The organism is Bradyrhizobium sp. WSM3983 (assembly GCF_000473045.1).
In the GTDB taxonomy this organism is placed as follows: Bacteria; Pseudomonadota; Alphaproteobacteria; order Rhizobiales; family Xanthobacteraceae; genus Bradyrhizobium.
On record NZ_KI421491.1, the window covers coordinates 36,677 to 49,186 of the forward strand.

The following is a 12,510-nucleotide window of genomic DNA, read 5'->3' on the forward strand; positions in this document are numbered from 1 at the left end:
CCGGGCCTCGACCTGCGCAAGGCGTTCGGCTTCGTGCGCGACGACGTTCTCAAGACCACCGGCTACAAGCAGGAGCCGTATGTGTACGGCTCGCTTGGCGGCGATGACGTGCCGCTGGTTGCAGCGAAGTCAGTCCCGACCGGGCCGCAAGCAAATCCCCAAGATGCAGTTCGCCGCGATTATGAGCTGGCGCTGCAGGCGGGTGATCGCGACGCATGGGAAGCGTTCCTCCAGGCTTATCCTGAAGGTTTTTACGCGAACCTTGCGCGGGTGCAGTTGAAGAAGATTGGGGCCGAAGATGCCCGCGCCATCGCAGCAGAGAAAGCCAGGCAGGCTGAAGACGAGAAGGCGCGGCTCGTAGCAGAGCGCGCCAAGAAGGCCGAGCAGGAGAAGGCGGCTGCCGCCGCCAAGGCCGCCGAGAATGCCCGCCTCGCCGCGGAAAAGGCCAAGCAGGTCGAGGAGGCCAAGGCGGCCGCCGCCGAGCAGCGCCGCAAGGACGCCGAGGCCGCGGTGGCGAAGGCCGCCGAGAAGGCGCTTGCCGACAAGATCGCGAACGACAAGGCGGCGTCCGAGCTTGCCGCAAAACAGGCGATCGAAAAGGCTCAGCGCGACGGCGAGCAGAAGGTCGCAGCAGTGGCCCCAACTCAGTCGCCGCCCAGTCTCTCGCCGCAGGAGACTGCCAAACTGGTGCAGTCAGAACTCCGTCGTGTCGGATGTCTCCCGAGCAATGCGGACGGCGACTGGAATGCGACGTCGCAGCGCTCACTCGCGCTGTTCAACAAGCATGCCGGGACGAAGTTCGACGCCAAGCTCGCGAGCTTCGAGGCGCTCGACGCGATCAAGGCCAAGCCAGGCCGGGTCTGCCCGCTGGTGTGCGAGCACGGCTTCAAGGCCGATGGCGACGCTTGCGTGAAGATCGCTTGCCGCGCCGGCTATCGCGTCAATGACGACAATGAATGCGAGAAGGTCCAGGACAAGAAGCCGGTCGCGACGCGGGTTGATGCAAAGCGAGATCAGCAACGAAGGCAGGCCGAAACCGCGCCCTCAAAGCCCCAGGCATCAGGTCAGGTCGTCTGCAACCAGGGTGGCTGCCGCCCGGTACGAAGCGGCTGTCGTCTAGTATTTGGGCGCAATGGAACAAACATGGCAAGTGGCGCTTACTCGCAAAGCTACGAGGTTTGCGATTGATGTTACTGGCAGCTGTTGCGGCGTCTCGCCCGTTAACACCGATTTGGTGTTCGGCAAGTTCAGAAACTGTCTCGCGGCTGAGGAGCAGATGCGGCAGCACTATTCTGACGCCTTATTGCATTCGGGGGCTGGAATGCGGCTTCGGCTGTTTGTTTTGTTGATTCTTACGACTTGGCTTGAGACCGGCCCTGCGCTGGCCGAGAAGCGNGTCGCGCTCGTCATGGGCAACTCGGCCTACAAGAACGTGGCGAGACTCGCGAACCCCGTGAACGATGCCGCGCTGGTCGGCGGCATGTTCAGGAAGGCCGGCTTCGATNCGGTCGACATCAAGCTCGACCTGAACGTGGTCGACATGCGCAAGGCGCTGCGCGAATTCGGCAGCAAGGCCCGCGAGGCCGATGTCGCGGTCATCTACTACGCCGGCCACGGCATCGAGCTTGACGGCATCAACTATCTGATCCCGACCGATGCCACCTTGGAGACCGACACCGATGTTCTCGACGAGGCGTTCCCGCTCGACAGGGTGCTGTTTGCCATTGAGCCCGCCAAGCAACTGCGCCTCGTCATCCTGGACGCCTGCCGCGACAATCCGTTCGCTAAGACGATGAAGCGCACGGTGGCCTCGCGTGCCATTGGCCGCGGCCTCGCCAAGGTCGAGCCGACCAGCCCCAACACCATGATCGCCTTCGCGGCGAAGGCGGGCTCGACCGCCTCGGACGGCGACGCAAAGAACAGCCCGTTTGCCACCGCTCTCGTCGAACGTCTGCCAATGCCGGGCCTCGACCTGCGCAAGGCGTTCGGCTTCGTGCGCGACGACGTTCTCAAGACCACCGGCTACAAGCAGGAGCCGTATGTGTACGGCTCGCTCGGCGGCGATGACGTGTCGCTGGTGCCGGCCAAGCCGGCAGCGGCGCCGGGTCCGCAAGCCAATCCTCAAGACGGCGTGCGCCGGGACTATGAGCTGGCGCTGCAGGCGGGAAACCGAGACGCATGGGAAGCATTCCTACAGGCTTATCCCGACGGGTTCTATGCGGGGCTCGCCCGCGCGCAACTGAAGAACGTCGCGGCCGAGGAGGCGCGCGCAATTGCGGCCGCGAAGGCACGCCAAGCCGAAGACGAAAAGGCAAGGCTGGCAGCCGAGCGTGCCAACAAGGCCGAGCAGGAGAAAGCGGCGGCCGCCGCCAAGGCCGCCGAGAACGCCCGGCTTGCGGCGGAAAAGGCCAAGCAGATCGAGGAGGCCAAGGCGGCCGCAGCCGAGCAGCGCCGCAAGGACGCCGAGGCCGCGGTCGCGAAAGCGTTGGCCGACAAGCAAGCCGCCGAGAAGGCGCTTGCCGACAAGATCGCGAACGACAAGGCTGCCGCCGAGAAGCAAGCTGCCGAGAAGCAGCAAGTCGCCGATAGCGCACAGAAGGTTGCGGCCGTTGCGCCGACCTCATCGCAACCCAGCCTGTCCCCCGCAGAGACGGCGAAGCTGCTTCAGTCCGAGCTGCGCCGCGTCGGCTGCCTGGCCGCCGCGGCCGATGGCGACTGGAATGCGTCATCGCAACGCTCGCTGTCGCTGTTCAACAAGTATGCCGGGACGAAGTTCGATGCCAAACTCGCGAGCTTCGAGGCGCTCGACGCCATCAAGGCCAAGCCGGGCCGGGTCTGTCCGCTGGTGTGCGACCACGGCTTCAAGGCCAATGGCGACGCTTGCGTCAAGATCGCGTGCCGCGCCGGCTATCGCGTCAATGACGACAATGAATGCGAGAAGGTGCAGGACAAGAAGCCGGTTGCGGCCCGCGAGGATGCCAAGAAAGACACGGAGCGGAAGCAAACCGAAGCTGCACCCACGAAGCCGTCTGCGTCTGGTCAAATCATTTGCACCACAACAGGCTGTCGGCCGGTGAGGCCCGGCTGCCGAATCTCAATCCAAAAGTATGGCTCCGCAGTCTCCATGGTAGGTGGGGGACAAGCGGAAGTGTGCGACTGAGCGGCGGCCGAGACGCGATCGTTCCTTGCAGAACAGTACCTGCGCTTCGCCTCGACCGCGCTCCGCCCCATGAACGAATGACTGTGCCATCCACGGCAAAAGCGCAGGACCTATCATGGTCTCGCTGGCGAGCAGATTGACTGGGCCGCCTCGCGACGGATCGACTGCTTGACTCATCGATACCGAGGGCATCACGGTCGCCGACGCCACGGCGCAGCTGGCCGTCACAGTGGCGTGAGGTCGCGGACGCGATGGAAAAGCTGACCGTGCAGTTGCGCGGGCCGCGTTAGCTCACTTCAAGGCCGGGGGCCCGTCTTCCTCCCAGCGGTAGTCCGGCAAGCTCAGCCTGTCGGCAAGATCGCGACCAACCGCAAGCCGCGCGACGGGCAGAAACGCAAACGTCCTGACGATTTGGTTGCGAAACCAAAGTCCCCACGGCGTCCGCGGCGCAAACGCTGCAGCGAACCGCTCCGCGCCGCGCTGTTTGGCGGCGATAAAATCGCGCAAGCGGGCCTCGTAGCTATCAAACGCCTCATTGTATCGCCCGTTTGCCCGCGCAAGCTCGCCTGCGAGCAGGTAAGCCGAAATCATGGCCAGAGCCGAGCCCTGCCCGGCGGCGAGGGAGACGCAGAATGCAGCGTCGCCGATGAGGGCGACACGGCCTCGCGACCAGCCGTCCATCTTGATCTGGCTGACCCGGTCGCAATACAATTCATCCGAGCGATCGAGCTCGTGCAGAATGCCCGGGCATTCCCAGCCAACGTCGCGATAGAGATCGTGAAGCTTCGCCTTCTGCGCGGCGAGCCCGTCCGCATGGCCTTCAAATACGAAAATGAACAAGGTTCGATCGTCGCGCAACGCAAAACGTCCGATCATGCGGCCCGGCCGATTGTGCATGAGATACACATTCTCGTCACGCCGACGATAACCACGAGCTTCGAATGCAGCGACGCTGTAGCCGAGATTTCTTTCGAAAGTCTCGGTCGGTCCGAACACGAGACGCCGCACCTGCGAATGCAGACCGTCAGCACCGACGACGAGATCGAAACGCCGCTTCCCGACGCGTCGCAACCGGACGTCGACCCCATCCGGCTGCTGCTCGAGGGCAACGATCTCTTCGTCGAAGATCGTTTCGATGCCATCGCAAACCGTGCCGTACAACAGGCGCGACAGGTCGCTTCGTGCCAGCGTAACGTAGCGTCCGCCCGTGAGCTCGTCGAAGACGTCCGTACCGAAGCCGGCGACACGGCTGCCATGGTCGTCGACGATCCGCATTTCCTTCACGCGATAGCCGGCTCGCTCAATCGCCGGCAACAGCCCCATCCGCTTCGCGATGTCGTAGCCCAGTCCCCAGAAGTCGATCACATAACCGCCGCTACGTAGCGCGGGTGCGCGTTCGACAAGCGTCGGCGCATAGCCTCCCGCACGGAGCCAAAAGGCAAGCGTCGGCCCAGCGATCCCCGCCCCGGAAATCAGAACCGTCTTCATGAAAATGATATGGGCTCACCGCGCACCGAGCGCAGCACCTCGGACACCAGATCGTGAGTAAGGCAATTCCGCGCGACGGGTCCGTGCTATTCCTGGTCGATCAGATCGTCCTCGAGGATCGCCATCTGGAATTGGAACGAGCGATCATCGTCCTCGTCATCGACGAACAGCACGCCGATGAACTCCTCGCCGATATAGACCTCGGCGGAGTCGTCCTTCTTCGGCCGCGGCACCACGCGGATCTTGGGATTGCCGAATACGCGCTTCAAATACGCATCTAACTTTCTGACTTCTTTGACGTCCACGGCAAGTCTCCGATCAAAATTGGTCGGCGGGTTTTAGGACGAGACGCGGCGAACCGCCAGCATGAATTGCCAAAGAATTTGGGGACGAAAAGGGCTGGGAAATCCGGCCCTTAATCACGCGCTCAGAGCCCCATCGCGTTGATCATCTGGTCCATGGTGCGCGATGGCTCGGCACAGCCGGCCTCGCCGACGATCTTGGCCGGCACGCCGGCAACCGTGACGTTGTGCGGCACCGGCTTGACCACGACCGAGCCGGCGGCGATGCGGGCGCAATGGCCGATCTCGATATTGCCGAGGATCTTTGCGCCGGCGCCGATCAGCACGCCGTGGCGGATCTTGGGATGACGGTCCTCGTTCTCCTTGCCGGTGCCGCCGAGCGTGACGCCGTGCAGGATCGAGACGTCGTCCTCGATCACCGCGGTCTCGCCGCAGACAAAGCCGGTGGCGTGGTCCAGGAAGACGCCGCGGCCGATGCGCGCGGCCGGATTGATGTCGGTCTGGAACACCGCAGAGGCGCGGCTCTGGAGATAATACGCAAAGTCCTTGCGGCCCTTCAGATAGAGCCAGTGCGCGAGGCGATGGGTCTGGAGAGCGTGAAAGCCCTTGAAGTAGAGCAAGGGGTCGATGAAGCGCGAGGTGGCGGGATCGCGGTCGTAGACGGCGACGAGATCGGCGCGGAAGGCGTTGCCGAGATCGGGATCGTCGCGCAGGGCCTCGTCAAAGGTCTGGCGCACGAGAGCGCCCGAGAGCGCGGCGTGATCGAGCCGGTCGGCGACGCGGTGGACCACCGAATCCTCGAGGCGGCTGTGATGCAGCACCGTCGAATAGATGAAGGTCGCAAGCTCCGGCTCGCGATGGACGATGTCCTCCGCCTCGCCGCGGATCCGCTCCCAGATCGGATCGAGCGTTGCGAGCTTTCCTCCCGGATTGACCTGATGCACTGCCATGGGATCTGCTCTTTCGAATTGGCTCGTTTGGCTGGCTCTATAGCACAGTCTAGGCGACAAAGTCCTGACGGGCTTGCCTGAGAGTGAACAGTGCCTTGCCCTGCGAAAGCATACCAACGCGTTGAAACACAATAGGTTCTCAGACCGCCCCCAGGCGGCAAGGTCAGCTCAAAATGGTCAGAGTCTCGCCAAATTCAAGCCGGGCGGCGTCAAACTATTGGTGAATTTCGTCTCAACCATTATTGCGGGCATGGTCCGGACAAGGACGGAGCGGATTTGAGCATCACCACCGATCAATTGCGCGCGCGCGCCGCTGATACCTTTTGGCTGCGGCTGGCGGCGGTGGCTCTGCCCCTCCTCATGATCGCCCCGGCGTTCTGGAACGGCTATCCGCTGTTGCAATGGGATACGGGCGGCTATCTGGCGCGCTGGTACGAGGGCTATCTCGTGCCGAGCCGCTCCACCGTGTTCGGCCTCTATTTGCATTATGGCGAGAATTTCGGCTTCTGGACCAACCTCGCGGTCCAGTCACTGGCGACGCTGTGGCTGTTGCAACTGACGCTGCGCGTGCTCGGGCTGATGCAGAATTTCCGCTTCGTCGCGATCAGCCTGCTGCTGATCCTGTCGACGGCCCTGCCCTGGCTCGCCAGCATGCTGCTCACCGACATCTTTGCGGGACTGTCGATCCTGTCGCTGTTCCTGCTGATCGTGGGTGCAAGCCGGACTTCGGTGCTCGAAAAAGTCTCGCTGTTCGTCTTCACCGCCTTTGCCGCCGCGACCCACAGCGCCACGCTCGGCGTGCTGCTTGGGCTCTGCGCCGTCGGCTGGATGGCGCGGCCATTCCTCGGGCGTCGCCTTCCGATTGCCGGACTGGCACAGGCCAGCCTGACGATTGTCGCGGGCGGGCTGATGCTGGTCTCGGCCAACCACGCGCTATCCGGCAAATGGGCCTGGACGCCGGGCGGCATCGGCGTCGCCTTCGGCCGCATGATGCAGGACGGCATCGTCGCGCGTTTTCTCAATGACCACTGCCCGCGCGAGAGCTTCAAGCTTTGTCCCTATCGCAACGAATTGCCGGCGACGGCCGATGAATTCCTGTGGGGCAAGAGCATGTTCAACACGCTCGGCCGGTTCGATGGGCTCAACGACGAGATGGGCACCATCGTCGTGCAATCGCTCGCCGACTATCCGGCCTGGCAGGCCGGCGCGGCCTTGCGCGCGATGGGCCAGCAATTGCTGCATGTCGCGACCGGCGAAGGCGCCAGTGTCTGGATCCCACACACCTACGGCATCATCGAGCGCTATATTCCGGCGCAGGTCGCGCCGATGCGCGCGGCGCGCCAGCAGAATTGGGGTCTCGATTTCGACTACGTCAACTGGCTGCACATGCCGGTCGCATTGGTTTCGATGCTGGGGCTGCTCGCACTGCTCGGACATGCGCTCGCCCATCGCAAGCTCGACGATTTGACGCTGCTGGCCGCGACGGTGACGCTGGCCTTGCTCGGCAACGCCTTCATCTGCGGCGTGATCTCGGGCCCGCACGACCGCTACGGCGCGCGCATGGTGTGGGTTGCGACCTTCGTGGTGCTGATGGCGCTGTTTCGATCGATCGGCGACGACGACGAGCCGGCGGATGAGGCCTCAGCCGCGGCGCGACAGGAAGTCGAGCACGCCGGTCTTGTAGACCTTGTCGCCGACCGCGCGCATGTGGTCGCGGCCCGGAATATCGAGCACTTCCGAGCCGGGGATGATCGCACCTAACGCGCTGGCCGAACCCGCAACGTCATCGGTCGAGCCGACCGCGATCAGCACGGGCACGTCGATGCGTGCGGCCTCGGCCCTGGTCATGAGATCGCGCGTGCCACGCAGGCAGGCTGCGAGCGCACGGCGGTCGGAACGGGTCTGATCGGCGAACGCGCGAAAGGTGCGGCCGACGGGATCGGTGACGTCGTCGAGCGAGGGCGCTTCCAGCGCCCTGGCGACGTTCTCGCCGGGCCCGGTGCCCTCGATCAGGCCGCCGATGCCGATGCCGCCGAGGATTGCCGAACGCAGCCGCTGCGGCTCGTTCAGGCCGAGCCAGGCCGTCATCCGTCCGCCCATCGAATAGCCCATGATGTCGGCCTGCGGAATGGCGAGATGATCCATCAGCGCGAGCACGTCGCCGGCCATGGTCGGAATCGAGTACTGCGCGGCCTCGTAGAGTTTTGCGCTTTCGCCGTGGCCGCGATTGTCCAGCGCAATGGCGCGGCGGCCGTTCTTGCGCAGCTCCGAGACCCAGGTCGGATAGACCCAGTTCACGTTCTTGCTGGAGGCAAAGCCGTGCACCAGGATGATCGGATCGCCCTCGCCTTCGTCGAGATAGGCAATTTCAACGGCGCCGTTGTGAAAGCTCGGCATCAGCAGTTCCGCAATGTTGTGGGGATGATTGATCTTAGGCCGGGATGGCCGTGTTCGCCAGAGCGGCTTCGGCGGCGGCCTGCGCCCGGCGGAGCCGTCGGGCGCGTCTGCGATCGCACCAGGCCTGGGTCAGGCGCTCGGTGGTCGCCTTGATCGAGGACAACAGCCCGAACAGCGTCAGCGCCGCGCCGAGCAGCCATAGCGTGAGATCGAATGCGCCGCCGATCAGCAGCAGCGCGCCACGGCCGAGCACCTTCATGATCGCGCGCGTTTTGCTGCCCTGTGCTTCCGCAAGCCGCGCCGCGCGCGCGACATCCTTCGGGCCTTCGGCGATGCGCAGCGTATCCATCGCGCCTCGTGTGCCGGTCTTCTCGGCCACGCGCGTGACGTCCTTGCCGAGACGGACCAGCGCACCGGCCTTCTCGACGCGGAACGCGGCCTTGATCGCACTCACGGTCTCGCCCGGCCGCAGCACCGAACCCCTGGAAACGGCGTTCTGAAGCATCGGCGTATCGACCACTTCGCGCGCGGACCGGCCAGCCCATGCGGCGAGACCTTCACCGAGCCGTCCGACCTTGCGGGCATCCTTCACCAGCGTCAGCCCGGCGCGCACCGGCGCGGCGCCGCCCGCGGACACATAGGTCACCGCCGTCACCGCGAGGCCCGCGGTTGCAAGGCCCAGCACCAGGCGGTCGGTGTCCTCGCCCATGGCGAAATGCTTGCCCTCGCGGACGACGTCCCTGATGTCGCCGATCACGAAGAGATCGCCGGCCACCGTCCCTGACAGGCTCGCGACATCATCGGCATTGCCGGTGACGAGCCCGGTGGCAAAGCGCTTCGCGAAATGCGAGGTGGAATTTTCGGTTTTGACGGCATCGCTGGCACGGCTCAAGAGGTCGTCGGGCAGCGCGATGTTGCGGTCACGCGCGAGCGCGACAAAACTGTCGGCGAGATCGGCATCGCCCGCCGCGAGCGCGGCCTCGATATTGTCCTGAACCAGGCGGTCGTTGTCCGCGAGAGCTGTATCGAGCTTGAGCTCGGACAGGGCCGCCGGATCGTTTTGGGCGGCGAGAACGGCGCCGGCCTCGCGGGCATGCGGCGCTACCTGCGCGAGCACAAAGCTGCATGCAGCGATCCCGGTCAACGCTGAGCTGATTCGCAGCCACTTCATGCCAAGAGCCTGGACGGTCCTAAGATCAGTTGCGCCTGATGGTTCGTCTTTTGCCGCAATTATACGCGTCCACAGACATAGTATGCCAAAATTGCGACACAACGTCCCCGACGAAAGAAGGGCTTCTCTCAAGCCGCAAGATTGTGTCGAATTTGCATGAGCAAATGAGCATGGGGCAATTGCGAACCTTTCGGTTCCGCCGGGCTAGCAATCACTTGCACCCATCAGTATGGTCCGCGGCGTTGAAATTATGCCGCGTCACTGCTGATTGTATCTGCCGCCATTGCCACTCCAGGATGAACTACAATGTCCGACCATGTCGTCCCGCACTTCCATAACGATGCCGGTGTCCCCGTCATCGAGATCGGCTCGCAAGAGTTCATGTGCGTCGGCGCCAACCCTCCGTTCGATCATCCGCATGTCTTCCTGGACCTCGGCAACGACAACGAGATCATCTGCCCGTACTGCTCGACGCTGTACCGCTTCGCGGCCGACCTGAAGGCGGGCGAAGCCCGTCCGCCAGAATGCGTGCTGAAAGACAAGGTGGCCTGACCGCTCATCTCGGTCAGGGGTGGCCCTCCCGCGAACGATCGTCATTGCCGGTGCCGGAATCGGAGGACTGACGGCCGCGCTTGCGCTGGCCGCCCGCGGTTTCCGCATCGTTGTGCTGGAAAAGGCCGAGCGGCTGGAGGACATCGGCGCCGGCCTGCAACTCTCCCCCAATGCCAGCCGCGTGCTGGTCGGGCTCGGCCTGACGGAACGGCTGAAGCTGCGCGCCGTCGTCCCGGACGCGCTCTCGATCATGAGCGCGCGCGCCGGCGGCGAACTTTTGCGCATGCCGCTCGGCGAGGCCGCCGCCAATCGCGCCGGCGCGCCCTATTGGGTGGTGCACCGTGCGGACCTGCAATCCGCGCTCGCCGGTGCCGTCGCCGATCATCCCGATATCGACCTGAAGTTGGGCGCGACCTTCGAGGATGTCGCGCCCCATGCCAAGGGGCTGACGGTCGTCCATCGCAGCGGAACCATCCGCCGCAGCGATCTCGCCAGCGCCCTGATCGGCGCCGACGGCATCTGGTCGACGGTTCGCCAGCATCTGTTTCCCGAGGTGCAGCCGCGCTTCTCCGGACTGATCGCCTGGCGCGGCACGCTGGATGCCACGCAGCTGCCCAAGGAGTACACCGCGCGACGGGTGCAGCTCTGGATGGGCTCAAATGCCCATCTCGTCGCCTACCCGATCGCGGGCGGCCGCCAGCTCAACGTGGTGGCGGTGCTGCCGGGCACCTGGAACAGGCCGGGCTGGAGCACGCCCGGCGATCCCTTTGAGATAATGGCCGCCTTCGCCGCACCACGCTGGCCGCCGACGGCGCGGATGATGCTCGGCGCCGTCGACAGTTGGCGCAAATGGGCGCTGTTCGGCGTTCCGGACGGATGCCCCTGGAGCCAAGGCCCGGTCGCGCTACTCGGCGACGCCGTGCACGCGATGCTGCCGTTTGCGGCCCAAGGCGCCGGCATGGCGATCGAGGACGCGGCCGTGCTGGCCCAGCACCTGAGCGTCGAGGCCGCCGAGGATGCAAGCAGCGTCGCGGCGGCGCTGAAGCAATATGGCCTGATACGTCAGGCCCGTGTCAGGAAGATGCAGCGCACCGCGCGGCTGCAAGGTCGGATCTACCACCTGGGCGGCCCATTCGCGCTCGCGCGCGATCTCGCGATCCGCGCGCTCGGGCCAGACCGCATGCTGGCGCGGCAGGATTGGATCTACGGCTGGCGTCCTTAACGTTTCGGAGCGGGCTTGATGTCCGGCCGCTGTGGCGCAGCCGCCGCGGGCTTCGCATCAGGCGGCGTTTCCCGGCACCTGTTGCGACGCCAGGCATCGTCGGCCAGCTGCGCCATGCCACGGACCGCGACGTAATCGTTGCGATAGGCAAGCTCGGACACGACGGCACCGCCGGTGCCTGTCTCCGCCTTGTCCATCAGCTTCTGCAATTCGGCGGTGCGGGCGGCGAGCGTCTTGCGCTCCCCTTCGAGCTGCTTGCAATCGTATAATTCGTATCTGGCGGGATCGGCAAAGGCCGGAGCGATCGTCTCGCTCACGCCGGCGCACCCGGACAGCGCGAGGCCGGCCGCAACCAGTGCAGCAACCGCGCAACCAAGGCGCAGGGAAGAGGAAAGCGAAGCAGGCATGGCCGGAAAAATAGTCCCCGTGAATTGAGAATGCCTAAAGCAGGGCCAGATGTCCGGATTGAGGCTTTGCGTTGTGCCGCCGGCTCGCTTAAGGAAGAACCGCCTGTCCGGCACGATAAGCGCCAATTCCAGACCGCTGGGCAGGACTTAAGTGTTTGATCTCGTTGGATCAAGCGGGCATGGCGGAATTGGTAGACGCAAGGGACTTAAAATCCCTCGGTGCGCAAGCGCTGTGCCGGTTCGACCCCGGCTGCCCGCACCACCTGAGCTGACGACGCCGACTGCGCCCACAGCATGATCCAGAAGCAGACGATCGCGACCGCGAGCAGGTCGAATCCGTCCACGATCGCAATGCCCGAGACCGCCACGACGAACGGAATGGCGATGGCCATCGTCAGCATGATTGCCACCATTATCGCAGGCAAGTCGACGATGAGAACGGCGGCATAGAGCGCCGCTTCGAAAAAGGCATAGACCTTCAGTCTCGGCGCGCAGAGATAAAGCGCGTACATCGCAAGCACGGTGATGCGCATCGCGGCGTCGGGGCGATCCATCAGCCAGTCGTCGAGCGCCCGAAGCGGCGAGGTCTTCGCGCCCCTGCCCTGTGCCCGGACCTTGCGCCACACGAGAATGGCGAGCGGCGCCAGCACGAGCGCGACCGCGATGAGCCCATAGAGCACGGCAACGACCGGCTTGCTGCCGGCGAGCGACACGCGGCCCGCAAGTGTCTGAGCGAGGAAGAGCAGCGACGGATTGGTCTCGCCCTCCGGCGAATGCTGTCCGGGAATCTGGCCGAAGATTGCGCTCAACCAGCTTGAAAACAGCTCGGGGTAGAACACCACCGAAATCAGGATCGGCAGC

At 64.6% G+C, this 12,510-nt stretch carries 10 protein-coding genes, 1 tRNA gene and 1 pseudogene; 6 read left to right on the top strand and 6 right to left on the bottom strand.

Annotated elements, in window-relative coordinates; translation table 11 throughout:
• Positions 1-1,188 (top strand): annotated as a pseudogene (locus YUA_RS46770) (caspase family protein); the annotation flags it as partial.
• 133 nt (positions 1,189-1,321) lie between these two features.
• Positions 1,322-3,160: a caspase family protein gene (locus tag YUA_RS0143125; protein ID WP_027536206.1), complete on the top strand. Its 1,839-nt coding sequence runs from the start codon at positions 1,322-1,324 to the stop codon at positions 3,158-3,160.
• Positions 3,161-3,451: 291 nt separating this feature from the next.
• Here the strand turns inward: YUA_RS0143125 and YUA_RS0143130 are convergent, their stop codons facing one another.
• From YUA_RS0143130 to cysE, 3 genes are all read right to left on the bottom strand, one after another.
• Positions 3,452-4,648: an FAD-binding domain gene (locus YUA_RS0143130; protein WP_027536207.1), complete on the bottom strand. Its 1,197-nt coding sequence runs from the start codon at positions 4,646-4,648 to the stop codon at positions 3,452-3,454.
• A gap of 86 nt (positions 4,649-4,734) precedes the next feature.
• Positions 4,735-4,953, bottom strand: coding sequence for a DUF3126 family protein (locus YUA_RS0143135; RefSeq protein ID WP_027536208.1), 219 nt, complete (start codon positions 4,951-4,953; stop codon positions 4,735-4,737).
• Positions 4,954-5,075: 122 nt separating this feature from the next.
• A complete protein-coding gene (cysE, locus tag YUA_RS0143140; protein ID WP_027536209.1) occupies positions 5,076-5,900 on the bottom strand; it encodes a serine O-acetyltransferase in 825 nt (274 codons plus the stop codon).
• 276 nt (positions 5,901-6,176) lie between these two features.
• On the opposite strand from cysE, the gene YUA_RS46775 reads away from it, so the two are divergent.
• On the top strand, positions 6,177-7,661 hold the full coding sequence (locus tag YUA_RS46775; protein WP_051383665.1) for a hypothetical protein: 1,485 nt from the start codon (positions 6,177-6,179) through the stop codon (positions 7,659-7,661).
• Here the strand turns inward: YUA_RS46775 and YUA_RS49690 are convergent.
• Positions 7,542-8,297 carry an alpha/beta fold hydrolase gene (locus tag YUA_RS49690; RefSeq protein WP_084293318.1) on the bottom strand — a complete coding sequence of 252 codons (756 nt, stop codon included), beginning with the start codon at positions 8,295-8,297 and terminating at the stop codon, positions 7,542-7,544. The two genes, YUA_RS46775 and YUA_RS49690, sit on opposite strands and share 120 nt — an antisense overlap.
• Positions 8,298-8,331: 34 nt before the next feature.
• The gene (locus tag YUA_RS0143155; protein ID WP_027536211.1) at positions 8,332-9,468 is read right to left on the bottom strand and encodes a hypothetical protein; all 1,137 of its coding nucleotides are present in this window, start codon (positions 9,466-9,468) and stop codon (positions 8,332-8,334) included.
• Between the two features lie 306 nt (positions 9,469-9,774).
• Here YUA_RS0143155 and YUA_RS0143160 point away from each other — a divergent pair, with 306 nt between their 5' ends.
• Together YUA_RS0143160 and YUA_RS0143165 are read left to right on the top strand one after the other, a co-directional pair.
• On the top strand, positions 9,775-10,020 hold the full coding sequence (locus tag YUA_RS0143160; protein WP_007602543.1) for a zinc-finger domain-containing protein: 246 nt from the start codon (positions 9,775-9,777) through the stop codon (positions 10,018-10,020).
• Between the two features lie 19 nt (positions 10,021-10,039).
• Positions 10,040-11,242 carry an FAD-dependent monooxygenase gene (locus YUA_RS0143165; RefSeq protein ID WP_027536212.1) on the top strand — a complete coding sequence of 401 codons (1,203 nt, stop codon included), beginning with the start codon at positions 10,040-10,042 and terminating at the stop codon, positions 11,240-11,242.
• Here YUA_RS0143165 and YUA_RS0143170 read toward each other — a convergent pair.
• Positions 11,239-11,649: a hypothetical protein gene (locus YUA_RS0143170; RefSeq protein WP_027536213.1), complete on the bottom strand. Its 411-nt coding sequence runs from the start codon at positions 11,647-11,649 to the stop codon at positions 11,239-11,241. The two genes, YUA_RS0143165 and YUA_RS0143170, sit on opposite strands and share 4 nt — an antisense overlap.
• Positions 11,650-11,822: 173 nt before the next feature.
• Here YUA_RS0143170 and YUA_RS0143175 point away from each other — a divergent pair.
• Positions 11,823-11,911: transfer RNA gene (locus YUA_RS0143175), tRNA-Leu, on the top strand.
• The last annotated feature ends 599 nt before the right edge of the window (positions 11,912-12,510 follow it).